This window comes from Thermococcus piezophilus (genome assembly GCF_001647085.1).
Taxonomy (GTDB): Archaea; Methanobacteriota_B; Thermococci; order Thermococcales; family Thermococcaceae; genus Thermococcus; species Thermococcus piezophilus.
The window spans coordinates 1,414,704-1,441,242 of record NZ_CP015520.1; the positions used below are offsets into that span (position 1 = coordinate 1,414,704).

The following is a 26,539-nucleotide window of genomic DNA, read 5'->3' on the forward strand; positions in this document are numbered from 1 at the left end:
GAGATGGACTACCGCGAGTTCTTCTCCCAGTTTAAGTATTTGAGCGAAAAGCCCGGCATAGGCGGGAGAATTAAAGTTGAGCCCGGGGAATTTATCGTTAGGGAGGAGCCTCTGCCGAGCATCTTCGAGGGAAAAAAGCATGCTATCTTACTCCTCAAGAAGCGAAACTGGGATACCATGGCAGCCATAAAGGAGATAGCCAAGCGCGCGGGGATTTCTCATAGGGAGATAGGTTTCGCCGGGACAAAGGACAGGCACGCGGTAACCTACCAGTACATCAGCGTGCCGGGGGAGGCCAAGGAAAAGGTTGAGGCCGTTCAAATCAGGGATGTAGAGTTAAAGTTCATCGGCTACGGAAAACCTTTAAAGCTCGGCCATTTGCTCGGCAACCGCTTCAAGATAACCGTCAGGGATGTGGATGGGGGCGCCTTTGAGAGGACGAAGGAGATAGTGAGGGAGCTTCGGTCTAAGGGCGGTTTCCCCAACTACTTCGGCTACCAGCGCTTCGGCGAGAGGCGCGTTACGAACCACCTGATTGGGAAGCTCCTCATGAAGGGCGACTTTGGGGGCGCTGCGAGGCTTTTCCTGGGGGCCCATGGGGGAAACATGGAGGGGGACGAGGCGAGGAAAACCTTCTGGGAAACGGGGGACGTTAACAGGGCTCTGGAGGAGTTCCCAAAGTTTCTCCGCTATGAGCGGGCGATGCTGTACAGGTACCGAGAGACCGGCAGCTGGAGAAAGGCATTTCTCTCGCTTCCGTTGCCCATAATGCGCATCTTCATCCACGCCTATCAGTCTTACCTCTTCAACCTCTACATCTCGCGCCGCATCGAGGAGGGCCTGCCGCTTAACGAGGCCCTTGTGGGTGATATCGTCATCCAGGTCAAGGGAGGAGTACCTTACCGCGATAGAACCTACCGCGTGACTGAGACTAACATCGGGTTCGTCAATGAGAAAATCCACAAGGGTCAGGCGATGGTCTCGGGCCCTCTCTTCGGCTTCGCCATGAGGCGCGCCAGGGGTATTCCTGGAAGACTTGAGGAAGAGCTGCTCGATGCCGAGGGTATAACACTGGACGACTTCAAAAGGCTCCCAAAACCCATGGCCGAGCCCGGTGGCAGGAGAGAACTTCTCATAAGGCCCCTCGGCCTAACCTACGGCTATGTCTCAGGCGTAGGAATGTGCTTCCGCTTTTTCCTGCCCAAGGGGGTTTACGCCACGAGTGTCCTGAGGGAGATAATGAAAGATCATTAGCCACCACGAGAATGGGAAGAAACCCTTTTATCTGTGGCCGTTGAGTGGCCTTAGGGTGAAGAGAATGATTAAAGCTATATCTCTCGACATAGACGGCACGATAACCTATCCCGACAGGCGGCTCCACGAGGATGCTCTAAAGGCCATAAGGCTCGCTGAGAGCCTCGGTGTTCCTGTCATGCTCGTCACGGGCAATTCTATACCATTCGCTGAGGCGATGGCAATAATGATAGGAACCACTGGACCAGTCGTGGCCGAGGATGGCGGTGCCCTCTCAGTAAAGGACGGCCGTTTGAGAAAGAGGATATACCTCACAACGATGGACGAGGAGTGGATCCTCTGGAGCGAGATAAAAAGGCGCTATCCCGAGGCCGTTCTCAGCTTCTCAATGCCTGAAAGAAAGGCGGGTCTCGTGGTAATGCGCACAATTCCCGTCGAGAAAGTTAGAGAGCTCATAGAAGAGCTGGGACTCAACTTGATAGCTGTTGACTCCGGCTTTGCCATACACATCAAAAAGCCCTGGATAAACAAGGGGACGGGCATAGAGAAGGCCTGCGAGATTCTCGGCATAAGCCCGAAAGAGGTTGCTCACGTTGGCGACGGTGAGAACGACCTCGATGCCTTCCGCGTTGTTGGCTACCGCGTGGCTGTTGGACAGGCCCCGGAGACACTGAAAGCTGAAGCCGACTACGTGACGCGGGCGACTTACGGCGAGGGAGGGGCGGAGGGAATAGTACATATCCTCCGGAAGTTCGGGTACCTCGCGAAGGAATAGAGGGGAGCTTATGGCTATGGTCTCGACCCTGAACGTGCGGATTGCGACGCTTGAAGACGTGGCTGGAATAGTTGGTGTCCACCGATCCGGAATTGAGCGGTGGCTTAAACGAGAAGACGGGAGGGTTGAGGAGGCTCACTATAAGGAGCTGAGCGTAAGGGAGCGCTATCTCTCCGGCAGCCCCTGGGTGAGCATCGAGAGCTGTGTGGTTCACATAAACAATCTCCTTCTTGAGGGGCAGATTGCAGTGGCGGCTGAAGTAGATGGGAGGATCGTTAGCGAGGCCGAACTTCTGATAAGCGAAGAACCCGTGCATGGAGAGATTATCAAAATAGCACACCTCAATGTTATCGAAGTTCACAGGGAATTCGGGGACGTGGAGTTGGACGGGCAATAGTGGAGTTCTTGGAGGAACTTGCTCTGAGAGGGATGCAGACTTTTCACCGCAACTCCCGATCCAAGCGCTGTCGGATTCTACAAGAAAATAGGCGTTTCAGAGGTCGTCTATAGGGCCGGCATCGCCGAGTTCGATACTTCAAAGTTTCCTGAACCTCCAAAAGATCCTGAAACATTCGAGTTCTCCTGGGACGACGTAAAGGCCCTCGAAATGGTCGCGGGGAGATTCCAGAGCTCGTGCCACTACTGGTTCGTTTCCTTCAGGGACAGGATAGCCGGTGTGGACGGCGTTATACATTTCGAGAGCGGAATGCTCGGTGAGTTCTACTACGTGCTCAGGGAATTGCCCTCTGGCGATGGGGGCACGCTGTTCCTGTGGGGCAAGCGGGAAGACCTTCCCCTTACCCCAGGACGGGCAAAGGAGATCGGATTCAAAAAGGTTCGCACCGTCGTTGACGAAACCCTTTTGAGGGAACTCAAGCCCAGTGTCCTTGGCGAAAACATAATACTCGGCAGGCATATCCAATAGGGTAAGGAAATGGATCATTCCCTTAAGAACTCAAAAGCCAGAGCGACCTCCATTGCAGTTCCGAGGTGCAGAACTTCTTCATCGACGTCGAACTTGGGATGGTGGTGGGGATGGACGATTCCCTTCTCCTCGTTCCTTATGCCAAGGGCCAAAAACACCCCGGGAACCTTCTGGAGATAGAAGGAGAAGTCCTCTGCGCCCATCGTCGGCTTGACCTTGCCCCACATAAGGCCGTATTTATCTGCCACTTTCCTCGCGAAGTCTGCCATTCTCTTATCGTTCACCGTCGGCGGCGTTAGCTCCTCAATGTCGAGCTCGTATGAAGCGCCGTGGGCCTTCGTTACACCCTCAAATATCTCCTTCATTCTCCTCACTATTAGCTCGCCCACCCCTGGCTTGAAGAACCTTATCGTTCCTTTAAGCTTGACCTCCTCGGGAATCACGTTGAATGCCGTCCCGCCGCAGATGGAGGTAACGCTGATGACGCCACTCTCTATTGGGTCAATGTTCCTGCTCCCTATGGTCTGGAGGGCCAGTATGGTTTCCGCAGCTATTGGAATTGGGTCGATAGTCTCGTGAGGCGAGGCACCGTGACCGCCCCTGCCCTTAATCAGGGCATTGAATATTCCAGCTCCAGCCAGGAATGGGCCATCGCGTATTCCTATAACTCCGCTCGGCAGGTCCATCCAGACATGGAAGCCGAAGATTGCATCTACTCCCTCCAGAGCTCCGCCTTCGATCATCTTCAATGCTCCGTTTCCGCCTTCCTCAGCCGGCTGGAAGATGAGCCTGACCCTTCCATTGAGCTCTTCACTGTGCTCGGCTATTATCTTGGCCGCTCCGAGGAGCATGGCGGTATGTGCATCGTGTCCGCAAGCGTGCATCTTGCCTGGAATCTTCGACTTGTAGGGAATGTTGTTCTCTTCCTGGACCGGCAGAGCGTCCATATCCGCGCGGAGGGCTATCGTTCTTTCACCCACCCCTATGTCTGCTATGATGCCAGTGCCGACGCGCTTTATCTTGTAGCCCCACTCGCGCAGGTGCTCCTTAACTATCTTGGAGGTTCTCTTCTCCTCGTACTTGAGCTCTGGGTACATGTGGAAGTCTCTTCTCCACGCGATTATCTCCTCCTTAATCTTGAGGGCTTCTTCAACTGGGCTCATGCTATCACCATCATTAATCCCGCCAAGCCCCCATATTAGCTTTTCGATGCTCATCTGAAAAGACCAAAAAATTTATAAATCCACCTTGGTAGGTGATTACGGCGTCGGTGGGAAGTGGGCCGGTAGCTCAGCCTGGTACGAGCGCGCCTTGGCAAGGCGGAGGCCCCGGGTTCAAATCCCGGCCGGTCCACCATCCTTGGGTTGGGCCCGTGGTCTAGACTGGTTATGACGCCACCCTGACAAGGTGGAGGTCCGGGGTTCGAATCCCCGCGGGCCCACCATAACAACCCTTTGCTTCGCAAAGCGCTGGCGGAAGATTGTGTGCTTCTCTAAAAGTTTTCGAGTTTTAGTTAGAGTTTGCGTTTCACTAGCTCCTTTTTCAGGGTTTCACTTTCAAAAAGCGCCCTTTGGGCGCTGAAATAAGATGTGAAACCTTTTTACCCGCTCATCTTCGAACAAACTCTAGTTAGAAAAGCCCTTGGTAGTGCACGACTGTTCTCGGGCAATTGTGAAGAAGGGCACTCTTTGGTCAAGCTTTTTCTAAAAGCTTGTTCGCCTGCGCGACGTCGAGCAAAGCTCGACGCGAGGGATGATAGTCCCGTAGAGTTTCATCAAAGTTAGTATGTCGCTTTTGGAATTGCTAATTCTTAGAAGTAGTTTCTACAATCAAAGACTATTGCAGTCAATACGGCGCCCGAAGGATGTCAAAATAAAAATGAAACCCTACAACTTGCCGTTTATATTGATAAACTCGTTGAGGAGTGCCGTATTAGAGTTGCACGCTGTTCTGATTTTATGTTGTATGAGCAGTAAAAACTTTCCGCCAGCGCTTGCCGAAGGCAAGGCTGATGGGATAAGGTTTATAAGATTCCTCCCTTACCAACCGTGAGGCGAGACCGGTGGAGCGAGAGATAACCGAGGAAAAGCTCCGGAGGTATTTTAGAATCACCGAGGAGGCCCTTAGGACGCTTGAAATAGCCGTCCACCAGAAGAGCCTCCTGAGGAGCGTTGCGGACGACTTTTTGACTATGGCGAAGAGCTATTTTGAGGACGCTAAATACTACTACGAGAAAGGCGACTACGTGACGGCTTTTGCCGCCCTCAACTACGCACATGGCTTTATCGACGCTGGGGTGAGGCTTGGAGTCTTCAAGGGGGAAAATGACAGACTGTTTGCTTTTGGTTGAGAGGTGGGAGCAATGGGAGACTACGTAGTTGTTTTGGAGGCACCTATCATAGTCAGGGACGTTGAGACGAGCGAGGATGCGATAAACGTGGCGGTATCAAAGGTCGCCAAGGCCCTCAACAAGGAGAAGCTCGATTTTGTTAGGGTTGAGATTGGTTATTCTCAGTGCCCAGTCTGTGGGGCGCACTTCGAGAGCGCCTTTGTGATTGGGAGCGTTGGCCTCGTCGGGATGTACCTCACGATAAAGGTCTACAACGCCCAGACGATTGAGCACGCTGAGAGGATAGCGAAGGCCGTTATCGGCAAGGCCCTCAAGAAGGTTCCGCTCAATGTTTATGAGATACGGGAGCTGACTGAAGAGGAAGGAAAAAACGGCGTTGAATACACTGAATAATGCAATCCGTCCTTTATTTCCTGCTCATGCCTTCTTGATGGTATTTGTTCTTTACAAAATCAGAGGCTTCTAGGGGTTTTTCAAGCTTTTTCGGTGGGGTTTATGAGTTAGTCTCGGGGCCTTTTATCCTTTTCTAAACAAAGCTTTTAAGCACTCGTCAATCAACCAACGACATAACTTGTGGAGGTTTTGCCATGGCCAAGTTCATATTTGTCACGGGTGGTGTCGTTAGCGGTCTCGGGAAGGGTATAACCAGCGCCTCCCTTGGAATGCTCATGAAGGCGCGCGGATTTAGAACCACCAACATCAAGATAGACCCTTACATCAACTACGACGCTGGAACCATGAACCCCTACCAGCACGGAGAGGTTTTTGTCCTCGACGATGGCGGTGAAGTTGACCTCGACCTCGGCAACTACGAGCGATTCCTCGACACCAGCCTGACCTTTGACCACAACATAACCACCGGCAAGGTTTACTCGGCCGTCATCGAGAAGGAGAGAGAGGGTGAATACCTCGGCGCGACGGTTCAGGTCATACCTCATATCACCAACGAGATAAAGGAGCGCATAAGGCGCATTGCCCGGGACTACGACGTTGTAGTAGTTGAAATCGGTGGAACCGTTGGAGACATAGAAAGCATGCCATTCCTTGAGGCAGCCAGGCAGATGCAGCTTGAAGAAGGAAGAGAGAACGTTGCCTTCGTCCACGTCACCTACGTTCCCAAGCTCAGGGTCGTGGGCGAGCAGAAGACGAAGCCGACCCAGCACAGCGTCAAAGAGCTGAGAAGCCTTGGTATTCAGCCAGATACCATCGTTGCGCGCTCTGAGGATCCGCTGGAAGAGGACGCGAGGAGGAAGATAAGCCTCTTCACCAACGTTCCGCCGGAGGCAGTTATAAGCGCCTACGACGTCGAGGACACCTACGAGGTTCCGCTGATGCTCGAGAAGGAGGGCCTTGCGAGATACATCACCAAGAGGCTCGGTCTTTCTGAGAGGGAGCCCGAGCTAGATGCTTGGCGCGAGATGGTGGAGAGGTATAAGTCCCTCACTGACACCGTCGAGATAGCCATCGTTGGCAAATACGTCAAGCTCTCCGACTCGTATCTCAGCATAAAGGAAGCTCTGAAGCACTCCAGCGTGGCCAACGGCATCAAGGTCAAGATCCGCTGGGTAGAGGCAGAAGACGTTGAGAAGCACGGGATTAAGCCCCTCGAAGGCGTGGATGGAATAATCGTCCCTGGCGGCTTTGGGGCGAGGGGAACTGAGGGCAAGATGATGGCGATAAGGTACGCGAGGGAGAAAGACATACCCTTCCTTGGCATATGTTTCGGTTTCCAGCTGACTGTCGTTGAATTTGCGAGGAATGTTCTCGGTCTTAAGGGAGCTCATTCGACGGAGATAGACCCAGAGACGCCTTATCCTGTTGTCGACTTGATGCCCGAGCAGAGGGGCCTCGACAAGCTCGGCGGAACCATGCGCCTTGGGACTTATCCGGTCAAGATAAAGCCGAACACCCTTGCAAGGGAACTCTATGGTAAGGAACTCATCTACGAGCGCCACAGGCACCGCTGGGAGGTCAACCCGGACTACATCGAGCGCTTTGAGGATGCTGGCATGGTTTTCAGTGGAATCGCTGGCGACGATAGGAGGAGGATGGAGATACTCGAGCTTCCAGAAAAGCGCTACTTCATAGCCACTCAGTTCCATCCGGAGTTCAAATCTAGGCCCATGAACCCAGCGCCGGTTTTCAGGGGGCTTGTTAAAGCCGCAAAAGAGAAGAAGTTTGAATGAAGTCTGCGAACACATTAGAGCTCAAGACCAAGGTCTTCCAGCTCTGCGTCCACCTTTTTTATATCCTCCATTCTCTGGAGCTCCTTGTAGAAGGCCACCCCTCCAGTCCAGAGGAAGAGGTACATGAGGGCATCCAGCGGGGCCTGCACGAATGCCGAGACGTAGGGGGTTATGTTCTCTGGAACTGTGAGCTGGATTATGAAGGCCAGCGGGCTCGCTATGATGACAATACCCATCACTGCGATGGTCATCAGTACCCCGAATCCGATTGTTGAGAAGACGTTTCTGAAGACCAGGCCAAAAGCTTCGAAGGCTGCGCCTAGGTTTTTTCTTTCTACGTAGAGGGGAACTGGTAGGGATGTGAGTCCTATCGAGAAGGCCAGGACTGCGAAGAACAGCAACACCCCCAGGAAAATCAAAATCCAACCCACTGGAAGTCCTATCAGGGCGCCAACGCCTATGGGGATGATGGCTATCACGATGAAAACAGCCACGATCAGACCGAACACTATGTTGATTGCCAGCACTCCGGGGAAGTGTTTGAACCCGTCCTTAAGAAGTTCTTCTAAGCTGTAGTCTTCGCCCTTTAGGTATTGGAGGACTCCCTTTGTTGTTCCGTATTGAAATGCCGAACTGAGAAGGACGCTCACAAGGAAATAAACCGCTAGGCCAGCGAGGAGCTTGACCATAACCTCTGCCTCGTCTTCTGCTATTGGTGTTCCATACTCCACTACTATCACGTCGCCCCTCTGGATTGATGTCTGGTTGTAGGTGTATTCAAAATCTTGGGGAATAACGTAGACTGACAGTGGCGCGAGGATGAGCGTCATTATCAGGACGAATAGGTAAAGCTTTTTGTTGGCGAGTACTATGCTGAATGTCCTTGAGAAGGCATCTATCGCTCCCATACCACCACCTGGAAGAGTAAGTGGGTAAAGAATTTAAAAACCCTTCCAGAAAAGCTTATAAATGCACCGCCCAAAGTGGCGATAGGTTGAAGATTAAGCTCATGAGGTGAGATAAATGGCTATCTGGCAGGGAAGGTCACTCAAGAAGCCTTCGGGCGGAAGGATTATCCTCGCGAGGAAGAAAAGGAAGAGGGAGCTCGGTAGGGAGCCCGCTTTCACCAGGGTCGCCGAGAAGAAGGAAAAGAAGAAGATCATAAGGACCTACGGTGGCAACAGGAAGGTTCGTCTTATAGAGGCCCTCTACGCGAACGTTTTCGACGGCGGCAAGGGCAAGAAGGTCAAGATACTCAACGTCGTCGAGAACCCGGCCAACAGGCAGTACGTCAGGAGGAACATCATCACCAAGGGTGCCATTATCGAGACTGAGATCGGCAGGGCCATTGTCACCAGCAGGCCCGGCCAGCACGGCGTCGTTAACGCCGTCCTCATCACGGAGGGGAACGCCTGATTTCTCTTCTTCCTTTGGATGTGTCCTTTTAGCTTTCCTTTAGATGCCCGGTTCTGATGTCTTTGTGCCAAAGTTTCATGGGGCTCCAAACCTGTATATAGTTTGGCGACCAATTTGCAATGATGGTGTCCTATGGAAGATGAATATTCCCGAGCCGAGAAAGTACTTGCGACTCTTTTCGTTTTGTTTCTCCTTCTGGCGAGCATCAACTTTCTTCGCGAGCTTGAACGCATCCCTGCAGAGCCAGACTATTCTGATTACCAGACCAAGTACGGAATAGACGAGCTCCTCGACAATCGGAGCAGGCTAATTTCCCTAGAACGGGAGCTATTCAAAACGTATCAAGCGGCCGAGAACAACCTGACTGAGGCGGAGAGGGTTTACCTCTTCAAGCGTGAGGAGTACCGCCCGACAATTGAGAGCGGCAACGCCACGGAGGAGCTGAAGCAGGAATACCTTCAGGCAAAGGAGAACTACAAAAGGACATACGCGAGGTATCTGGCAGCTAAAGGAGCTTATGAAGATGTTCACCAGCAGCTAGTGGAGCTTAACGCGCGTATAGGTGAGCTGAGTGCAAAAACCTGGGATGAGTACAATAGGGAGTATCAGATTTACAGGCTCAAAGTTCTGGCGCTAAAGCTCCTCTTCGCTCTGCCGATTTTCATAGTCTCGTTCCTGCTCTTCAGAAAGCGTAGGAACATCTACACAACTTCTCTGATAGCCTACTCTTCGCTGCTGCTTATCTACCTAATCCTCTCAGCGATATGGAGCACGATCCAGATGATAGGGCTGAGTCTGTTCGGGGCAGGGGCTTCAGCTGCGGCGCTCTACTACCTGAGGAAAGAGTACCTCAAGCCTGAGAGGGTTTACAGACGCAGGACAGGACAAAACAGGTGCTATCGCTGTGGATTTTCGGTTAAGGATGACTACCTCTACTGCCCCAACTGCGGGGCAAGGCTGAAGGAAAAGTGCGAGAACTGTGGTGCCATGAGACAGCTCTATCTGGAGTTCTGCCCCTACTGCGGCGTCAAGGTTGAGAAGATGGGAGAAGAGAGCTAGAATTCTTCTTCCCTGAACTTCCTTATCTCCTTCTCCATTATTTTCCGCGCCTGCTCCTCGACCATTGGCTGTACCAGCTCTATGACGCGCCGCTTTAATTCTTCCAGCCCCTCGCTGTTCAGCGCCGAAATCCTCAGCGGCTCAAGGCCTTTACTCTTAACGAACTCCTCGACCACTCTAATCTTCTCCTCGTCGGCGATGTCCACCTTGTTGAGGACGACTATGAACGGGAAGTCCCTGAACTCTTCGTAAATTTCCTCGAAGAGGTGCATCTGCTCCTCAATGGGGAAGCCGCAGTACTCCGACGGATCGAAGATATAGACTATCACTCTCCCAAGGTGCTTCAAAGCGAGAATTGCCTGCCTCTCGATTTCGTTCCTCTCGCTAAGCGGCCTGTCGAGCAGTCCCGGGGTATCAATGACCTGGTACTTGAGGTAGTGCTCCTCGAACTGGCCTACGTTGATGCCCTTCGTGGTGAACGGGTAGCTGGCAACTTCAGGCTTCGCGTTGGTCAAGGTCCTCAGCAGGGTGCTCTTGCCAACGTTTGGGTGGCCCGCTATGACCACTGTGGGAAGCTCCAGATCAACGACCGGCAAATCTTTGAGGACGTTCCTCGCCTGGTTGAGGTACTTAAGGTCGTCTCCTATCTCCTTAATAACGTCTGCAACTCTTCCGTAGAACTGCCTTCTCAGCTTGGCTATTTCGTCGGGGTCTCTGGAGTATCGTATCTTCTCAACATATCTCTGCTCAAGGTTCCTTATCGTCTTTGTTGCCCAGTTGACGTGGGCCAGCGAGCGGTGGAACTGGTCCCGGTCGACGAGTATGTCAACCAGGTCCTGGTAGAACTTCGGAAGCGTCGAAACGCCTGGCGTTCTGTCGAGTATCTTTCTTAGGTTGTCCCTCACGACATTGGAGACCGTTCTAACCCTGAGCTCCTCCCTCTGCCTTGCCTTGATCACCCTGTTGCCCTTGGGAGTGAATGCCGAGGCGGCTTTTTCAGCCCTTCGGAAGGCCTTATCGATGAGCTCGTCAGCGGTAAGGACGGTTGGCATCTTCTCGAATGGGTTCTTCATCTCTCTCACCTCTCCTTTCTCTCGCGATGGTTAGCTTTTCAGCTGGGTATTTAAAGGTTCGCTAGAGTTCTACCGTTTTGCCCACGTAGAGGGGCTCTATTCTATCCCCAAGTCTCGTCTTAAGATAAGCGTAGGAGTCTATGCCCGTGCAATGGCCCGCGTAGAGCTTTTCGGCGTCAATTTTCTCAACCACGTCATTAAGGAGCTCTTTGCTTGCACCGCTGAGATGCAGACCTCCGATTAGCGCTTTAACGGGCTTCCCCAAAACGTCTTCGGCGTGCCAGGCTATGTTGAGAACGCTTGAGTGTCCGCAACCGATGATAACCGCTATGGAATCGCCGAGGTCAACGATTAGAGCGATGTCGTCTATGACCGGATCTCTGAGGAGCTCACCGTTCTCTTCGAGATAACCGACTGCTCGGTCCCAGGTTCTTCTCTCGATTTCGCCGGAGCTCATAAACCCTGGCGCGAACTCAAATGGCTTCTCACTGAGGATGAACTCCGCCCCGGGTTCTTCCAGTTCCTCTCGAGTGAATGGAATTCCTAGTCTTCCTCCGGTGTGGATTCAGTGCTATCCTCCTCAGGAATATTCCAGGGTGAGCTATGACCATTATCCGCTTCCCTCTAGCCTCAAAGAACACTTTAAGCTCGCCAGTGTGGTTGTAGTGGCCGTGGGTGATAAAAAGGTAGTCAATCTCTTCCGGCCTTATTTCCAGTGCCTCTATGTTGCGGAGGAGCACCTCTCCGTCGGTTCTAGTATCAACTAGGACTTTAATTCCACCGTGTTCAACTAGAGTCTAGAAGCCGTGTGCGCCCGAGAGGTTCCTTTTGAATCCCGCGTGGTTCTCGTGGATTACCCTTAGCTTCATGACCTTCCCTCGAAAAGTTTATTTTTCTCGAAGGTTAAAACCTTTTAGTGATTGCCATGGTTTATCCGTACGATTACTACAGCTCAGCGATTTCGGGAGTTATCGTCGCGCTATCCTCGTGGCTTCCAATAAGTTTCGATGGGTACTTCTTAAAAACGGTTCTCGCGGAAATCAACCCGCTCTACGAGACTTACTTCGTCCCGGCGTACCTTGGTATCCTCTTCGCAGTCCTCTTCCACTTCAGAGAAAAGGTAGCCGAGGGCGCCCAAAAGGCCATCAAAATTAACATAGACGCCGATGGGAGATTCCTCTTCTACGCCTCAATCTTTACGATTCTCGTTGGGTACTCCGTATGTATAGGCCTCTCCGATGTTCTTGATCCAAAGACTGCAGACATGGTCAATGCCATCATTGGTGCTCTCCTCATTGGTATGGGAATGCTGACCTCTAAGCGCATTAAGGCCACACTAAAGAACGTTGAGAGCAACCTGCGCGATAGTGAAAATGAGCCCACGTTCCTCGACTCTCTGATAGTCGGTGTATCACAGGGAATTGCGTTCATAAATGGTATATCAAGGACTGGGCTTACAATAACGTCCCTTTTGGGCACGGGTGTCAGCGTAAAACGTGCCCTGGAGCTGAGTTTTCTCATAGCACCTGTTTACATCGTGATGAGGCTGATCTTTCTCGATGGCTGTGAAGCCCAGCTCCCATTGGGCATCTCATTTGTCGCGTTCCTCACTTCTTTTGTGACCAGCATACTCACGATGAGTCTGCTCCTAAAACTCCCTAATATCCTTGGTAGAAAGGTATTCGTCACTATTTTTGGTTCCATTGCGGTGATTGTATACATCCTGGGGGTGGTCCTTTGAAGGCTGTAGTGCTTGCCGCTGGGAAGGGTGAGAGACTGAGGCCCTTGACGGACGACAGGCCGAAAGTAATACTAAAAGTCGCCAACAGGCCGATAATAGAGTACATCTTAGAGAACCTCTCCCCGTTCGTGGATGAGTTTATTCTCATCGTTAGGTATGAGAAGGAGATGCTGGTTAAAGCCCTGGGGGACGAGTTCAACGGAAAGCCGATAACTTACGTTGACCAGCTTGAAGGAGACGGTACGGCGAAGGCGATAGAATCTGCTAAGGATTACATTGAGGGCGAGGAGTTCATAGTGGCGAACGGTGATATCTATTTCGAGATAGATGGCGTTAAGGAGCTCATCCAATCCTTCAAGAAGGAAAAGGCGGATGCTGCGATACTGGTTAAAGAGTTTGATGACCTAAGCCACTTTGGGAAGATAGAGGTTGACGGGAACCTTGTGAAGGCCGTCGGGGAAAAGCCTGGGAAGGTACCTGGCTACGCCAACCTCGGCGTCTACATATTTAAACCCGATGTATTTGAGTTCATTGAGAAAACCCCAACAAGCGAGCGTGGGGAGTACGAGATAACCGACACCCTCAACCTGATGATCAACGCGGGCAAACGAATAACCTACGCAGTTTATACAGCCTACTGGAACGACGTTGGGAGACCGTGGAACCTTCTTGAGCTTAACGAATACCTCCTTAAAAACTACCTCCGGCACGAGATACGGGGTATCGTGGAGGAGGGGGCAACCATAGTTCCGCCCGTGGAGATAGGCGAGGGAACAGTGGTACGTAGTGGGGCCTACATCATCGGGCCGGTTAAGATAGGCAAAAACTCGCGCATAGGCCCCAACTGCTTCATAAGACCCTACACAAGCATCGGTGACAACTGTCACATCGGGAACGCCGTCGAAGTGAAGAATTCCATAATTATGGACAACAGTAACGCTCCCCACCTCAACTATGTGGGTGACTCGATAATAGGGGAAAACACAAACCTTGGTGCTGGAACGATCACTGCAAACCTCAGACACGATAAGGGGAACATAAAAGTCGAGATAAAGGGCAAACTCGAAGACTCTGGAAGGAGAAAGCTCGGGGCGATAATAGGCCACAATGTCAAGGTAGGCATACACGTGACCATCTATCCTGGGAGGGAAATCGGGAGCAACTCATTTATCGGACCCGGAGTCATTGTCGATAAAAATGTGCCAAGCAACAGCCTTGTGGTAGTGAAGCAGGAAAAGGAGGTTAGAGAACTGTGATATGGGTATACGCCCTCAACCTAATTTCAAGGTGGATACTCTTCGGGGTGGCAGCGTATAAAACATATAAAGAGCGCAGTAAAGGCTGGATGTTCTTGATGGTGGCCTTTCTTCTTTCGGCTATCACCCCAGAGCAGCTCCTTCTGGAGCCATTGGGGCTCAAGCTTGTTCCAGAGGTGGCGTTCGTTCTGGGTATGGTAAACACCGCACTCCAGGGACTATTCTTGCTTTTGGCTGCGAGGTATCTGGAAACCCCGAACCCGACGATGAGGGATTCTATTGTCATTTTGGGGTTTGGTATTTTCTCATACCTATGGCTGGTCGTTACAAACACGACCCACTTCTATCCCGACTTAACCATAAGGGCCCTAGGGCCATTCTTGGTCTACGCCCTCGGTTATGTTTATGCGGGGATTGTCTTCTACCGCTACATCATAGTCAAGAAGTTCGAACAGCTGCTGTTTCCTGTGGGGATGATGCTCCTTGGACTACTGAACGCTACGTATCCCGTAACCGCCACTTGGAAGTGGTTTGTCCCGTACGGCTTTTTCTTGGGCACAATGTTCAGAATAATGATGGCGAGTGGGGCATTGAGCTTCATGTTCTATCTGTTCTTCCACATTGAACCCGAAGTTGAACGTGATATACCCCCTGGAGCTTTTCTGTATCCCACCAGAGAATCAGTGACTCGAGAGTTCGGAGACTGGGAGCTTGAGCCGGGCCTATTGATGATAACCCGTAAGGATGTCAACAAGCTCAAACAGCAAATAAACCCCGAGGCCATAGTGTTTTGGATCACGAGAACCAAGGAAGGTAAGCTCCACGACTCTCCCACAATCTACGCCATAAGCCCAACTAAAATAGACATCTTGATTGACCTTATAGCCAGGGCCGTGGAAAGGGGATACAGAGTAGTCTACATAGACGCCTTTGAATATCTCATCTTGGAGAATGGCTTTGATAACGCCATTAAATTCCTCTTGAACGTGAAGGATAGGGTCTTGGCCAATAAGGGCACGCTGATACTTGTTGTGAATTCCAGTGCACTCGATACGTTCCAGAAAAAAATACTGGAAAGGGAATTTTCAAGGGGGTGACTGCATCAAATTTTCAGGCCAGACCTATTCTCTCAAGGAAGCGCTTGTAGTAGTGGGTGTCCCTTTCCAGCTCTGCCTTCTGGAGTAGCTGTCTCTCGATGGCTCTAATGGCATCGTGGACGGCCTGTATCGCTCCCCAGGTTTCTCCGGTTGCGATGAAGATGCCTCTGTCGGTGACTACTCTCATCCTTGCCTGGTAGAGGTAGACTCCCCTGAACTTCTCGCTGAAGCGCCGGAGGTAGAGGTATATTGTGCCCTCGTTGCCGAGCAGGTCTTCATAACCGTCTACAAAGCGTTTGATGTCCTCTATAATCCTCTCCCTGGTGAAGTCGCTCAGTAGGGCGGCGTCTCCTCCGAGCTGGAGGTAGAACTTTACCTCTTTTTCGACCATCCTTGAGATTGGCAGGAGCAGATCCTTAATGGTCAGGACTCCCCTGACCCTGTCGTTTTCATCGACCACTACGAGGCCATCGATGTTGCTATCTATCATCGTTGCAACGGCTTCTTGGACAGTGGCATCGGGCAGTATGGTAATGACGCCCCTTATCATAACCTCCCTGAGCCGGGTCGAGAAGGGCGGTATCTTCTCGCCGACGAGTTCGCCAGTCTGAGCCCTGAAGCGCGGCTTTATAAATCTGACTATGAGGTCGTGGAGCGTAACGAGGCCCTCAAGCCTGCCCTCTTCGTTAACGAGGGGAATTCTCGAGATGGCATGGTCGCGCATCGTCGCTAAGGCTTTGGCAACCGTGTCGTCCGGTCTAAGAGTGATGACATCCGTCGTCATGAACTCTTCTACCTTTCTCTTTCCGAACTCTTCCTTAGCGATCCTGTTCAAGAGCATTAAATCGCTTATGACTCCGATTATTTCAGCTTTGCTCTCCCCAACAGGGAGGGAGCGCAGGTCAACCTCAATCATAAGTTTGGCGGCCTTGCTTAGGTCCTCGTTCGGTTTGATAACTGGAGCGGTCTTATAAACATCCTTAACCTTAGCCTTGGTTGGGTTCCACTTGAGATGGGAGTGTATAATAAGGTCCTGGGTCAGGACACCCTTGTACACGTTTCCATCGAAGACCAGAATAAGGTCCGGGTCCTCCTTCTCAAAGATGCCAATCGCCTCAGAAAGCGGGGCGTTGATGTCTATCTTCTGGAACTTCCCAGTTATAACCTCCTGCACAGGAATACCGACCATTTCTGCCACCTCCTTCACTTTATTATTGGGTGCTCGATAATTTAAATCTTTGCAACTTCTCCGAGAGGAGTTTAGTTAAGTTTGGTTAATAAATATTTCGCGGAAAGATTTATAAAACTTGCATGAGAAATCCAAACCGCGCCGGGGTAGCCTAGCATGGGAAGGCGCGGGACTCGAGATCCCGTGGGCGTTGCCCACCAGGGTTCAAATCCCTGCCCCGGCGCCATCTGCCGAGCCCGTTGGGGGTTAGCTCCTTTCCCCTTCTCTAACCAGCTTCAGCACTCTGATAACTGGGCCAACGAGCGCCACTGAAATCCCGATTAACACAAGGACCATCCATAAAAACGCTGTGCTGCCTTTCTTGATAAAGGCTGCTACCTGGAACTTGAGGAAACTCATCACTACTATGACAACTCTTGAGAGAAGGCCCCCATTGTGTACAGTACGAGCTTTAGGGTACGGGGCAACCTCACCGTTTCTTAGGATGCCCATCTATGTATGGTGAAAAAATAAACTAACGAAATAATCACGTGGTTATCAGCGCGCCGTCCTTCTCGACTATAACCGTATGCTCGAACTGGGTCACCAGTCCTCCGCGAACCTCTCTGAGTATTGGGTAGCTGTATATCGCCCCCACCCTGTCGAGCTGCGCTAAAGCGAGCTTGAGCTGATTGTCGGACATGAATCCCTGGAGCCAGCGGTAGGCGAAGGGAAGCGTGTTGTATTCCCTCTTGATGTGCATCAAAAGCCTCCTTGCCTGGATCATCCTCACGGGTCTGTCGCGGAGGTACATGAATATCAGCGCGGGCGGAACCTCTATGACCTGGCCTGCTCCAGTGGTTGCGAAGGGCTCTATGGCTATTACGTCGCCCTCCTTGAGCTCGTAGCTGTCCGCCGGGCGGTAAACGTTGGGTATGGAAATACCAGCATGGAGCTTGTATCGCTCAATCTTGTGCCCGCTGAGGTTCACTATGGGATTGAAGCCGTAGCATCTGATGGTCTCCTCTATGGCCTTTCCAATCTCGCGTATCTTGACCCCTGCACGAATAACGCTTATCGCGTTTTCAAGGGCTTCCTTGGCTGCCGCCATGAGGTCGTCCTCTTCCATCCCGACACGAACCGTTAAGGCCGTGTCCGCTATGTAACCGTCGACGTGGACTCCAATGTCTACCTTTAGGTAGTCGCCCTCCTTGAGAACTGTCTCGTCGCCCTTATACGGTGTGTAGTGTGCAGCAATCTCGTTTATGGAAAGATTGCATGGAAAAGCCGGTTTCCCGCCGAGCTCAACTATTCGCTTCTCAATGAACTCCGCTATATCGTAGAGCCTGGCGCCTGGCTTTATGAGGTCAATTACCTCTTTTTTAACCTGTCTGGCTATCTCCCCAGCCTTTATGAAGGCTTCCCTTTCATCCACGTTCTATCACCGAGCTAAGAAAGCTCTCACGCCCCTTAAACCTTTCCACCTGAGAAAACCTTTTATTTGGTGCGAACCCTTAATCTACGGTGGGCCCATGCTAGAGTTAGGGAAGTACATCAATATCTCCGACGATCTATTCGTAGTCAAAAACCTCATTGGAGCCATACTTCAGGGCGTTGGCCTTGCCTACCTATTTCCGGTTCTGTTAGCCTGGATCTATCCGAATGAAATTCAGTACGTCATATACTTCGCCGTCCCTGGTGTTTTTAGCATCCTCCTTGGCGCATGGCTTGCCAGGCATCTGGGGAACGTCGAGGACGTTAATCTCAGGCAGGCTATGGTTTCTGCCGCTTTCACTTGGCTCTTTGCGTCATTTATCAGCGTCGTCCCCTTCATGAGCATCGCCAACATGCCATTTATTGATTCCTACTTCGAGAGCATGTCCGCCTGGACAGGCACGGGCCTCACCATGATGAGCAACCTAGAGAGCTATCCCCATATCCTGCTCTTCTGGCGCTCTTGGATGCAGTGGTTGGGAGGTATAGGTATCGTCCTCGTCGCGCTCACAATACTCATTCGCCCAGGTGTTGCAGCAGCGAGGCTTTACAGGGCCGAGGCGAGGAGCGAGAGGATTCTGCCGAACCTCGTCAATACCTCCAAGGTAATTTTTGAGATATACTTCGTCCTCACGCTGGTCGGAGTTTACCTCTACTACATCAACGGCATGACGCTCTTTGATGCGGTAATCCACGCCATGACTGGCCTCGGAACCGGCGGTATGAGCAGCCATGACTTAAGCATAGGTTACTTCAACAGCACCGCCATAGAGGCCGTTACGATATTCCTCATGATTATGGGTGCCGTCAACTTCACCGTCCACTATAAAATCTTCCGGGAGAGACACCTCAAGCCCTTCTTCGAGGATGTTCAGGTTAGGTACCTATTCTTCTTCCTCCTTCCAACGGTGGCAATAATAACATTCAGCCTGATCCAGATTGGTGATACCATCGGCCAAGCCCTCAGACAGTCTATCTTTCACTCGGTATCGGCGATAACATGTACTGGATTTGGAATAGGGGATCTGAGCAAATACCCTGAGCTGGCCAAGTTCATGATAGGTATGCTGATGGTCATAGGTGGTGGAGCGGGAAGCACCGCCGGTGGAATAAAGCTCATACGAGTCATCCTGATGTACGAGAGCCTGAAGTGGACCATTCAGCAGGCCCTGCTCCCGAGGGGGGCCATTATCAAAAGGAAGGTTGGAAACTACATCTTCAGTGAGGAGGATCTCCAGGAGGTCATGAGCTTCACCATGACGTACTTGGCGTTTCTGCTCTTTGGCACGATCTACACCATGCTCCGCCTTGGAACAAAACTTGTGGATTCATTCTTTGAGGTGGCTTCCGCTCAGGGAAACGTCGGACTGAGCGTTGGAATAACGTCTCCCAGCCTCCCCATTGATATGAAGATCCTTCTCATTCTCCACATGTGGATAGGCAGGCTGGAGATATTCTCCACACTGGTGTTCATAATAAGCGTCCTCTTCCTCGCGCCCAGGGTGGTGGGCAAGAGATGAAGGTGATAACCGTTGAGGATCTAAGCTTCAGGTACCGCAGGGCAGTGAACTATTCACTGAGGGACGTTAGCTTTGAGGTTAAAAAGGGAGAGCTTCTGGGCATACTCGGGCCAAGTGGAAGTGGAAAATCAACGCTCTGCCTGACCTTTAACGGCATAATCCCTCATTCGATAAAAGGGGACTTTTCGGGGGATGTAATTGTACGGGATCCAAAAACTGGGGAGGAATACAACACAAAGGAGACGCCCGTGGCAAAGCTCTCGACAATCGTTGGTTTGGTTCTTCAGAACCCCGAAAGCCAGCTCTTTAACATGACTGTTGAGGACGAGATAGCATTTGGGCTTGAAAATCTTGGTCTTGACAGAAACGAAATTATGCGACGTATTATGTGGGCACTGGAAGTCTCCGGGTTGGAGGGCTTAGAGAAGGAGTTCCCCCCCAACCTGAGCGGCGGACAGAAGCAGCGCTTGGCTATAGCAGCAATTCTGGCAATGAAGCCGGAAGTCTTGGTTCTCGACGAACCCACGTCCCAGCTCGACCCCGTTGGAAGGGAAGAGGTTCTTGGACTCATCTCTCTCCTCAGGAAAGAACACGGCATCACAGTCATCTTGGTTGAGCACCACACGGGGTACATACTCCGCTTTGCAGACAGGGTAATCGTCATGGATGGGGGTAGGATAATACTTGAAGGCAAGCCAGGAGAGATAGTAGAGGAAGTTGAAGTTCTGAGAAGGCTTGGCGTAAAGCTCCCACCGAGCCTTGAAATCTCTCATGAGCTCAAGAGGAGGGGATTGATAAAGCGGCTGGCTTTTACTGAGGAGGACCTCCTTTCCGAGATAAAATCTCTTTAAGACTGAATGTGTTACCGAGGATTGAATGCTTCAGTTCATAGAGCTTGAGCGTAAGTTCAAACCTCGCCTCTGGGTCTTTGACTTTCTCTGCCATTTGAAAAGCTGCATCCAGTATCTTGAGCGCTTCTTCTTTGTTATGTTCTGCCTCTATGGCGGCTATGTAGTAGAATGCCATCGTTTTGTGAAACGGACTGGCTATGTGATCGATTATCAGCCTTGCCTTCTTCATGTCCCCGGCACGGTAGAACATCTCCGCCAGCTGGACGAGAACGACGTTGAGCTTCTCGGGTTCTCTGACCATCTTTATTGCATAGCCCGCCTTGTTAAGAAGACCCTTCCTTATGAAGCACATCATTATGTCCCTGAGGACGTCATCGTGGTTCCTTGCCAAATCGATGGCAGTGCGGAGGGCCATGTCCCCGTTAAGTTCATCATTAAGGCAGTAGAAAAGCACGGATAGGTCTGCCATGAGAAGCGCCCTATACCTGGAGTTGAAGACAGTGTTCACAATGGGTATCAATTCCTTAACTTTCTCGTGGACTTTCTGAAGATCTTCTTGGGTGATGGTGCCCAACTGGTTCAGCTCGTCCAGCTGGCTCACAATAGAGCGCATGATCATTCTGAGGGCTAAAAAGATGTTCTGTTCCTTCTCAAGGTTTTTAAGCTGGGCTATAGCCTCATCTACCCCTCCTGTCTGGAGGTAGCCCTCGATCTCCTCGAGTATTTCCAGGTCAGATTTTCCATTTCTCTCGCCTATCAGGGACTTAAAAAACTCATCTAGCTTCTCCATAGCTTCCCTCCTTCTCCAGTATCAGCTCTAGATAGGAACGCCTCTCAAACTTTTTAACTCCAAGTGAGATCAAGATTTTCCTTAATATTCTCACGGTTTCCCCTACGGCTTCTTCACTTTCGGCGAGTGCCTCTATCTCGATGAACTTCCCTAAGCCCTCGACCTCGTCGAGCATTATAACGATACCCTTGTCGACGTAGTACTTTTCCCTGGTCTTCTCAATGGTCATTACCTCCTTGAAGCCGAGGCTCTCAAGAATCTCTACATGCCTGTCCGGGTCGCTCACGGGGACCTCTATTTCCCACCTTGTTTTTGAATTCGGATCAATCTTCGGTCCTTTGTATGTTATGAATGCCTCAAAATGTCCGTTGAACTTTCGTATCCTTATCCTGAGTGCCTCGTCGGTCTCTGTGAAGTTCCGACAGGGGTGCTGAAAGTAGGTGTCCTCGTGGTATTCTCGTCTAATTAGCTTGAAATTTTTCCTGACACGCTCGAACACCTTATCGTCCGCGTAGCCTTTAACCTCAATCTCAATCATGCCAACGCCTCCTTAAAGCTTTTTTAAAAGGATATTATGGTATCCCATCTCCCTTTATTGTAGCCTTGCCGAAAGAATTAACGGGTCCGGATTAAGTCTCTCCTCCACGGCGCCTCCTTCAGGAAAGCTTCAATGTACTCAATGTACTCGGGCACGTTTCGGAAGGCTATCTCATCGCTCATCAGGTCGTAGTTGTATATCAGTATCTCCCTCAGATCCACGAGGAAGAAAAGCTTCTCCTTCAACTCGGAGGATATTATTCCGTTTTCGGCCAGATTGTTCACCAGGTCTTTGTAGCCAAAGCTCACCATCTCCTGTTCATGCGCTATTTGAGAGCAGATGTCTAGAATGCACTGTATTGCGAACTCGAGCCTTTTGTAGATTCCATCTTTCGCAAGGCCCAGTGCTTGAAACTCCTCAAAAGAATTGGGCATGGTTTCCTTTATCAGTTCAATGCTCTCAACCATGAGTTCGGTTTTCACACCCACACCCCGACAGAAAATTTGGGAAATGATGAAATAAACTTTTCCCAGAGTGTCCCGACAGAATAATAATTCGAAAGGTAAAAGAGAAAAGGGATATTTCAATCGACCGTCATCTCACGGTGTCAGGTCCATGGGTTTGAGCTCCTCAAGGAAGTGCTTGGCGAACTTTATCGTAAGGTCTATATCCCTTAGGTCGGCGGTCTCAACCTGGCTGTGCATGTACCTGATGGGTATGCTCAGAACTGCCGTTGCGACGCCCTCACGGTTAATCTGCATTATGTTGGCATCCGTACCGGTTGGTCTCGGTGAAGCCTCGACCTGGAGCGGTATCTCGTACTTCTTCGCCACTTCATCGGCGAAGGCCCTTATCTTCGGGTTGATGTTTGGCCCGACGTCCATAACCGGACCGCCGCCGAGCTTCGGAACGATCTTACTCTTGTCGCCAACCTGCTTGGCGAAAGTGACGTCCATGGCTATGCCTATCTCGGGGTCAATGGCGTAGCTGGCAACCCTGGCACCGCGGAGGCCGACCTCCTCCTGGACGCTGGCCACGAAGTAGATGTCAGCCTCGTGCTCTTCGAGCTGTCTTGCAGCTTCGAGCATAGCGTAGAGGCAGACGCGGTCGTCGAGATATGGCGTGGCAATCCTGTTCTCGTTGAGCTGGGTGAAGGCAGGGGCAAACTCTCCGATTGTGCCAACGCGGAAGCCGAGCTCTTCGGCTTCTTCCTTGCTGTCAACACCGATGTCGACCACTATGGTATCCCAGTCGGCTGCCTTCTTTCTGTCCTCAGGCTTCTGGAGGTGTGGTGGGATGTGGCCGACAACGCCAAAGCGCTCGCCCTTCTCGGTGAAGAAGCGAATCCTCTGGGCAACTAAAGTCCTTGGGTCAACGCCGCCAACTGGAACGACGTGAAGGTAACCCTCCTTGTCGATGTGGTTGACCATGACACCGATTTTGTCCATGTGGGCTGCTATCATGATTTTTGGCCCGGAGCCCTTCTTGGGGGCTATGACGTTGCCGAGCTTGTCAACATAGATTTCATCAACGTAGCCCTCGAGGGTCTCGATGACGACGTCTCGTATTCCGAGAAATTCGTATCCAGAAACACCAGGAGCCTCAATGACCTTTTTCAAAAGCTCGATGTTCACCATTTCAATCACCTCTTTCGTTAAGATTTCCATCTAACAGTAACGCTTCCTTTCCTTAAAAGGTTTGCCGCAGAAGAGGGGAAGAGGTCAGCCGAGGATTACCTGGAGGTAGGCCTCTTCACCTGGCTCCAAATGCTCTATTTCCCAGATTACTCTGTTGTCCTCAACTTTTGCCGTCCCCTTGGTTGCCCTAACGTCTATGGCAGACACAGCCTTTTCAAAGCGGAAGTTATCCATGCCCCTGAGCCTCGGTGCCTTCACCTTCACGAAGTAATAGCGGTCGAGCACTTCCTCTTGGGTTAACGGCATGAAGAAGGCCGAGTAGGACGTTCCAGCGAATAGAATGCCGGCTATGATGAGTACGACACCCAAGGGACCGTAGCCCTTTTGGGGCTCCTGCGGAACTGTGCTCGTCGAGACGTTGCTTTCGGGTGTGATCGTTGTGGACGTCGGCATGGGAGTTATGGGGGGAACTACCTTAACGTTCGCCTCTGCTCCAATGTATCTGCTGCTCTCGGCCTTGAGCATGATGGTCCCGTAGCCGGTCTTTTTCAGGTCTACTGTAGCGAGACCTGACGAGTCCGTCACGGCGTAGGTCTTTCCTAGGGGCCCTGATGCCGTTACGGTGATGTTAGGAACTGGAACGTCGGTGGAATCCACGACTTTAACCAGCAGTGTATCATTTTCTTGAGAATAGCTCATAAAGAGTTTTTTCACCTCGACGAAGGTTGTTATGATTCTTCCATCGAGATTGAGCACGATTTTGTATGTCCCGGGCTGGTTCACCAGGTAGGCGACTGTGCCATCGTCATCCGTCTTGAACGGAATTTCGTTTATCTTAATCGAGATATTTGGGACGCCGTTTCCGTTCTCATCGTAAACCTGAACGTAAATCACTCCGTCCCTGAAGTAGGCTTCGTATTTAAGGTTCCTCTGGTAGACGCGGAAAGTCGCGGTGGTGCTCTTAAACCTGCCGCTAAAGTTGCCCCAGAAGTAAATCATGTAGTTGCCAACCTTGGGCGTGGTCAGCGTGAGGTTCTGAAGCCAGCTCTCGCCGGGTCTAAGGTAGATGACCGTGGAAAAGCTCTTGAAAAGGGTTCCATCGTAATAGAAACTGTATCCTATCCGTCCGATGATAACACCGTTCGCCTGGGACGTGATCCTAAGGAGGGCCGTTACGTTGTTTCCGTAGAGGTATTCGTCGTCGGCATCTATCCTGAGGGCGTAATCGACAAAGGTTTTAACCGTTATCGTTACTTGTGCTTCCGAGTAGCTCGAACCCACACGGGCGACAATGATAAGGGTATATTTTCCAGGATCAATGTTAAGGATCTTCACGGATAGAGTGTCCTGAACTGTCTCATTTGGTCCGATTGGATCCCTGATGACCTTGCTCTGGTAAAGGAAGCCCTCCGTCGGCCCCGTAACGTACACGGTAACGTTCGAGATTGTCTCGTTTCCAAGGTTTATGAGACGGAAGGGTATTACTATAACGTCGCCAGGGACACCAGAAAAATTATCATTTAGTGGAATGATAGCTAGCGGGGACTGGGCGCTGGCGGAGGGAAGGAAAACCGGAATCATCAGGAGGACGAGAATTAAAGCCCTAAGCTTCACGACTTATCACCTCTTCGAGAGACCTCTGCTTTCCGACGACCTCATCAAAGGTCAGGTAGTTTGATGTTTGGAGGCTAACCTTATAGTTTTTGCCTCCCCTCTCAAGGTTTTCCGGATGGAAGAAGCGCCAGCCGTTGTTGATGAACTTGACCGCTATAATAGGCCTTCCCCCGAACTTCTCCGCGAAGGAGATGAGCTTATCATAATCTTCCCGACTGAAGTAGAGCTTCTCGTCGTGGGTGCTCTTCACCTCTATACAGAGGTACAGCTTTCCATTGCCGGCCACGATGTCAACCTTCTTGCTCCCGGCGGAGCGTACGACTGCGAATCCCTCCTTCTCGAGCATCTTTATGAGCTCCCTCTCGGCACTCGCACCCTTTTTGTACCTCATTGCACTCCCTCAGACTATCTTGTCTGGTTAGGTTTATAAGTTATGTCGAGGAGTTAGGGGCGGTGGTACTAATGGCAGTCTACGAGCTGGATGGAAAGAAACCTAAAATTCACGAGACCGCTTTCATTGATGAGACTGCATCGGTCATAGGTGATGTTGTTCTTGAAGCCAAGACCAACGTGTGGCCATCTGCCGTGCTCAGGGGAGACATAGAGCAGATTTACGTGGGCGAAGGCTCCAACATCCAAGACAACGTGAGCATACACACCTCCCACAGACAGCCGACGATAATCGGCAAGTATGTTACCATCGGGCACAACGCCGTTGTTCATGGGGCGGAGATAGGAGATTACACCATCATTGGAATGGGTGCGGTTGTCCTAGACGGTGCTAAGATAGGCAAGCACGTCGTCATCGGTGCCGGTGCCCTCGTCCCACCGGGCAAGGAGATACCGGACTACAGTCTTGTTGTCGGTGTTCCTGGTAAGGTCGTCAGGCAGCTCAGTGAGGAGGAGATTGAGTGGACAAAGAAGAACGCCGAGATTTATATCGAGCTGGCTGAAAAGCACATGAAGGGTAGGAAGAGAATCGAGTGATGCGTGATGATATCCCGTTTGGTTTCTCATATTCCCCACATTTTATTCAAGCCCGCCTACGACCTCTACGAGAGCTACCTCATAGACAAGGTTAAGAGGGGCCGTATTCCGAAGCATGTAGCGATAATTATGGACGGAAACAGGCGGTGGGCGAGGAAGCTTGAGAAGCCCCCGTGGTACGGCCACCTCTTTGGCTCCCGAAAGCTTGAGGAGATTCTGGAGTGGTGCCGCGAGCTCAATATAATGACGCTCACCGTTTACGCCTTCTCCACGGAGAACTTCAAGCGCTCGCCAGAGGAAGTAAATGCCCTCATGAACCTCTTTAAAGAGAAGTTCCACGAGCTGATACACGACGAGAGGGTTCATAAGTACGGCATCCGCGTGAACGTCATAGGCAGAAAGGAACTCCTCCCCAAAGACGTCAGGGAGGCCGCTGAAGAGGCGGAAAGGACCACAAGAAAGTACGACAACTACTTCCTGAACATAGCGATAGCCTACGGCGGGAGAAGCGAGATAGTGGATGCGGTGAGGGAGATTGTTGACGACGTTCTCGCTGGAAAAATAAGCAGGGAAGACATAGACGAGGATCTCATAAAGCGCTACCTCTACTATCCCAACATGCCGGACCCTGACATCGTGATAAGGACGGGCGGTGAGGTGAGAATAAGCAACTTCCTTCTCTACCAGATAGCATACAGTGAGCTGTTTTTCGTCGATGTTTACTTCCCTGAGTTCAGGAAGATAGACTTCCTCCGGATAATCAGAGAGTACCAGAAACGGCAGAGGCGCTTCGGAAGGTAGCACTTCT

The 26,539-nt window shown here is 51.3% G+C and carries 27 protein-coding genes, 3 tRNA genes and 1 pseudogene; 19 read left to right on the forward strand and 12 right to left on the reverse strand.

Features of this window, described 5'->3' with window-relative positions; all coding sequences use genetic code 11:
- Positions 1–3: 3 nt before the first annotated feature.
- The 4 genes from truD to A7C91_RS11885 all read left to right on the forward strand — a co-directional run bounded on the left by truD (position 4) and on the right by A7C91_RS11885 (position 2,954).
- Positions 4–1,254, forward strand: coding sequence for a tRNA pseudouridine(13) synthase TruD (truD, locus tag A7C91_RS07735; RefSeq protein WP_068666363.1), 1,251 nt, complete (start codon positions 4–6; stop codon positions 1,252–1,254).
- 64 nt (positions 1,255–1,318) lie between these two features.
- Entirely contained in the window at positions 1,319–2,029 is a 711-nt protein-coding gene (locus A7C91_RS07740; protein ID WP_068666365.1) for a phosphoglycolate phosphatase, read from the forward strand.
- Positions 2,030–2,039: 10 nt separating this feature from the next.
- On the forward strand, positions 2,040–2,426 hold the full coding sequence (locus tag A7C91_RS11880; protein ID WP_234394339.1) for a hypothetical protein: 387 nt from the start codon (positions 2,040–2,042) through the stop codon (positions 2,424–2,426).
- 210 nt (positions 2,427–2,636) lie between these two features.
- Complete coding sequence (locus tag A7C91_RS11885; protein WP_234394340.1) at positions 2,637–2,954, forward strand: hypothetical protein; 318 nt, start codon at positions 2,637–2,639, stop codon at positions 2,952–2,954.
- A gap of 14 nt (positions 2,955–2,968) precedes the next feature.
- Here A7C91_RS11885 and A7C91_RS07750 read toward each other — a convergent pair whose 3' ends face one another.
- The gene (locus A7C91_RS07750) at positions 2,969–4,117 is read right to left on the reverse strand and encodes a M20 metallopeptidase family protein (RefSeq protein WP_068666369.1); all 1,149 of its coding nucleotides are present in this window, start codon (positions 4,115–4,117) and stop codon (positions 2,969–2,971) included.
- 116 nt (positions 4,118–4,233) lie between these two features.
- Between A7C91_RS07750 and A7C91_RS07755 the strand changes: the two genes are divergently transcribed.
- The 5 genes from A7C91_RS07755 (at position 4,234) to pyrG (ending at position 7,490) form a co-directional block, all read left to right on the forward strand.
- Positions 4,234–4,310: transfer RNA gene (locus A7C91_RS07755), tRNA-Ala, on the forward strand.
- 10 nt (positions 4,311–4,320) lie between these two features.
- Positions 4,321–4,398 (forward strand) — tRNA-Val (locus tag A7C91_RS07760).
- Positions 4,399–5,016: 618 nt separating this feature from the next.
- Positions 5,017–5,304, forward strand: coding sequence for a DUF357 domain-containing protein (locus tag A7C91_RS07765; protein WP_068666371.1), 288 nt, complete (start codon positions 5,017–5,019; stop codon positions 5,302–5,304).
- A gap of 12 nt (positions 5,305–5,316) precedes the next feature.
- The gene (locus A7C91_RS07770; RefSeq protein WP_068666373.1) at positions 5,317–5,697 is read left to right on the forward strand and encodes a DUF555 domain-containing protein; all 381 of its coding nucleotides are present in this window, start codon (positions 5,317–5,319) and stop codon (positions 5,695–5,697) included.
- 194 nt (positions 5,698–5,891) lie between these two features.
- On the forward strand, positions 5,892–7,490 hold the full coding sequence (gene pyrG, locus A7C91_RS07775) for a glutamine hydrolyzing CTP synthase (RefSeq protein ID WP_068666375.1): 1,599 nt from the start codon (positions 5,892–5,894) through the stop codon (positions 7,488–7,490).
- A gap of 14 nt (positions 7,491–7,504) precedes the next feature.
- Here pyrG and A7C91_RS07780 read toward each other — a convergent pair whose 3' ends face one another.
- Positions 7,505–8,398, reverse strand: a complete 894-nt coding sequence (locus A7C91_RS07780; protein WP_068666377.1) for a hypothetical protein — start codon at positions 8,396–8,398, stop codon at positions 7,505–7,507.
- 115 nt (positions 8,399–8,513) lie between these two features.
- Between A7C91_RS07780 and A7C91_RS07785 the strand changes: the two genes are divergently transcribed.
- Positions 8,514–8,906, forward strand: coding sequence for a 30S ribosomal protein S8e (locus A7C91_RS07785; protein WP_068666379.1), 393 nt, complete (start codon positions 8,514–8,516; stop codon positions 8,904–8,906).
- Between the two features lie 132 nt (positions 8,907–9,038).
- Positions 9,039–9,965 carry a zinc ribbon domain-containing protein gene (locus A7C91_RS07790; RefSeq protein WP_068666381.1) on the forward strand — a complete coding sequence of 309 codons (927 nt, stop codon included), beginning with the start codon at positions 9,039–9,041 and terminating at the stop codon, positions 9,963–9,965.
- Here the strand turns inward: A7C91_RS07790 and A7C91_RS07795 are convergent.
- Together A7C91_RS07795 and A7C91_RS07800 are read right to left on the reverse strand one after the other, a co-directional pair.
- Entirely contained in the window at positions 9,962–11,038 is a 1,077-nt protein-coding gene (locus tag A7C91_RS07795; protein ID WP_068666383.1) for an NOG1 family protein, read from the reverse strand. The two genes, A7C91_RS07790 and A7C91_RS07795, sit on opposite strands and share 4 nt — an antisense overlap.
- 61 nt (positions 11,039–11,099) lie before the next feature.
- A pseudogene (locus A7C91_RS07800) lies at positions 11,100–11,907 on the reverse strand (MBL fold metallo-hydrolase).
- Positions 11,908–11,963: 56 nt separating this feature from the next.
- Between A7C91_RS07800 and A7C91_RS07805 the strand changes: the two are divergent.
- The 3 genes from A7C91_RS07805 to A7C91_RS07815 all read left to right on the forward strand — a co-directional run bounded on the left by A7C91_RS07805 (position 11,964) and on the right by A7C91_RS07815 (position 15,132).
- Positions 11,964–12,779 carry an undecaprenyl-diphosphate phosphatase gene (locus A7C91_RS07805; RefSeq protein WP_068666385.1) on the forward strand — a complete coding sequence of 272 codons (816 nt, stop codon included), beginning with the start codon at positions 11,964–11,966 and terminating at the stop codon, positions 12,777–12,779.
- Positions 12,776–14,035, forward strand: a complete 1,260-nt coding sequence (gene glmU / locus A7C91_RS07810) for a bifunctional sugar-1-phosphate nucleotidylyltransferase/acetyltransferase (RefSeq protein WP_068666387.1) — start codon at positions 12,776–12,778, stop codon at positions 14,033–14,035. Before A7C91_RS07805 ends, glmU begins: the two co-directional genes overlap by 4 nt.
- Before the next feature lie 89 nt (positions 14,036–14,124).
- Positions 14,125–15,132 carry a DUF835 domain-containing protein gene (locus A7C91_RS07815; RefSeq protein ID WP_234394341.1) on the forward strand — a complete coding sequence of 336 codons (1,008 nt, stop codon included), beginning with the start codon at positions 14,125–14,127 and terminating at the stop codon, positions 15,130–15,132.
- A gap of 13 nt (positions 15,133–15,145) precedes the next feature.
- Here the strand turns inward: A7C91_RS07815 and A7C91_RS07820 are convergent, their stop codons facing one another.
- On the reverse strand, positions 15,146–16,321 hold the full coding sequence (locus tag A7C91_RS07820; RefSeq protein ID WP_068666391.1) for a CBS domain-containing protein: 1,176 nt from the start codon (positions 16,319–16,321) through the stop codon (positions 15,146–15,148).
- A gap of 140 nt (positions 16,322–16,461) precedes the next feature.
- On the opposite strand from A7C91_RS07820, the gene A7C91_RS07825 reads away from it, so the two are divergent.
- Positions 16,462–16,547: transfer RNA gene (locus A7C91_RS07825), tRNA-Ser, on the forward strand.
- Between the two features lie 300 nt (positions 16,548–16,847).
- On the opposite strand, the gene map is transcribed toward A7C91_RS07825, so the two are convergent.
- Positions 16,848–17,735 (reverse strand): type II methionyl aminopeptidase, encoded by an 888-nt coding sequence (gene map, locus A7C91_RS07835; protein WP_068666395.1) that lies wholly within the window; start codon positions 17,733–17,735, stop codon positions 16,848–16,850.
- Positions 17,736–17,832: 97 nt separating this feature from the next.
- Between map and A7C91_RS07840 the strand changes: the two genes are divergently transcribed.
- Positions 17,833–19,314 carry a TrkH family potassium uptake protein gene (locus A7C91_RS07840; protein ID WP_068666397.1) on the forward strand — a complete coding sequence of 494 codons (1,482 nt, stop codon included), beginning with the start codon at positions 17,833–17,835 and terminating at the stop codon, positions 19,312–19,314.
- On the forward strand, positions 19,311–20,165 hold the full coding sequence (locus A7C91_RS07845; RefSeq protein ID WP_068666399.1) for an energy-coupling factor ABC transporter ATP-binding protein: 855 nt from the start codon (positions 19,311–19,313) through the stop codon (positions 20,163–20,165). Before A7C91_RS07840 ends, A7C91_RS07845 begins: the two co-directional genes overlap by 4 nt.
- Here A7C91_RS07845 and A7C91_RS07850 read toward each other — a convergent pair.
- The 6 genes from A7C91_RS07850 to hjc all read right to left on the reverse strand — a co-directional run bounded on the left by A7C91_RS07850 (position 20,125) and on the right by hjc (position 25,135).
- Complete coding sequence (locus A7C91_RS07850) at positions 20,125–20,955, reverse strand: hypothetical protein (protein ID WP_068666401.1); 831 nt, start codon at positions 20,953–20,955, stop codon at positions 20,125–20,127. The two genes, A7C91_RS07845 and A7C91_RS07850, sit on opposite strands and share 41 nt — an antisense overlap.
- Positions 20,939–21,493 carry a class IV adenylate cyclase gene (gene cyaB / locus A7C91_RS07855; RefSeq protein WP_068666403.1) on the reverse strand — a complete coding sequence of 185 codons (555 nt, stop codon included), beginning with the start codon at positions 21,491–21,493 and terminating at the stop codon, positions 20,939–20,941. Before cyaB ends, A7C91_RS07850 begins: the two co-directional genes overlap by 17 nt.
- 77 nt (positions 21,494–21,570) lie before the next feature.
- On the reverse strand, positions 21,571–21,975 hold the full coding sequence (locus A7C91_RS07860) for a DUF86 domain-containing protein (protein WP_199920007.1): 405 nt from the start codon (positions 21,973–21,975) through the stop codon (positions 21,571–21,573).
- Positions 21,976–22,092: 117 nt separating this feature from the next.
- Entirely contained in the window at positions 22,093–23,130 is a 1,038-nt protein-coding gene (locus A7C91_RS07865; protein WP_068666405.1) for a lysyl aminopeptidase, read from the reverse strand.
- Positions 23,131–23,214: 84 nt separating this feature from the next.
- The gene (locus A7C91_RS07870; protein WP_068666407.1) at positions 23,215–24,744 is read right to left on the reverse strand and encodes a COG1470 family protein; all 1,530 of its coding nucleotides are present in this window, start codon (positions 24,742–24,744) and stop codon (positions 23,215–23,217) included.
- Positions 24,734–25,135 (reverse strand): Holliday junction resolvase Hjc, encoded by a 402-nt coding sequence (gene hjc / locus A7C91_RS07875; RefSeq protein WP_068666409.1) that lies wholly within the window; start codon positions 25,133–25,135, stop codon positions 24,734–24,736. Before hjc ends, A7C91_RS07870 begins: the two co-directional genes overlap by 11 nt.
- A 71-nt stretch (positions 25,136–25,206) precedes the next feature.
- Here hjc and A7C91_RS07880 point away from each other — a divergent pair, with 71 nt between their 5' ends.
- Positions 25,207–25,731 carry a gamma carbonic anhydrase family protein gene (locus A7C91_RS07880; RefSeq protein ID WP_068666411.1) on the forward strand — a complete coding sequence of 175 codons (525 nt, stop codon included), beginning with the start codon at positions 25,207–25,209 and terminating at the stop codon, positions 25,729–25,731.
- Positions 25,732–25,737: 6 nt separating this feature from the next.
- Positions 25,738–26,532, forward strand: a complete 795-nt coding sequence (gene uppS, locus A7C91_RS07885; protein ID WP_068666413.1) for a polyprenyl diphosphate synthase — start codon at positions 25,738–25,740, stop codon at positions 26,530–26,532.
- The last annotated feature ends 7 nt before the right edge of the window (positions 26,533–26,539 follow it).